We start from the raw sequence: 567 nt of genomic DNA, 5'->3' as shown, positions 1-567 counted from the left end.
TTTGGGAGGAATGCATATATGAAAATTCTAAATATAGTTGAAGCTGGATACATAGTTACTAACAATGAGCGTTATTTACTATATGTAAAGTAGGTGGAATTTGCCCTATATATCATGTTATAGAATGACCTAATATATATTTTTTTAGAATTATTTAATCTCTAAAAATAAGATTGCTTGGTATGTTAGTTAGAGGGAGAATTTATAATTTTTATGATTGTAAACGAACTAGTGTGGTGGGTTATACTTAAAAATTAACTACTGAGAGGTAGGAGATTATAATATGTTAAATGCAAACAAACAGCATCGTTTGAAAATTGGCATCATGTTAGATTCACTGGTTGTTAGTAGTTGGATTGAAAAAATGATCTATGATATAGTTCATACTGAATTTTTAGAGCTTGCTACTGTGCTTATTAACGGCAATGAAAGGGGAGAGAAACAAAATGTTTATCAGCAGAACGCGAATAAGGTATCGTTGTATTCTGAATATTTAAGATGGGATTATAATTATTATAGTAAATACGTTAAACATAATGCATTTAAACAGGTTCAAATGGAATCTTT

Annotated in this window: 1 pseudogene; it reads left to right on the top strand. The window is 28.9% G+C overall.

Features of this window, described 5'->3' with window-relative positions:
• Nucleotides 1–283 precede the first annotated feature (283 nt).
• Nucleotides 284–567, top strand: a pseudogene (locus tag KVT27_RS23545) (glucosamine inositolphosphorylceramide transferase family protein); the annotation flags it as partial.

It is taken from the genome of Lysinibacillus sp. GbtcB16 (genome assembly GCF_019091145.1).
Classification (GTDB): Bacteria; Bacillota; Bacilli; order Bacillales_A; family Planococcaceae; genus Lysinibacillus; species Lysinibacillus fusiformis.
The sequence above is the reverse complement of the archived record's forward strand: the minus strand, read 5'-3'. Positions and strand labels throughout refer to the sequence as shown.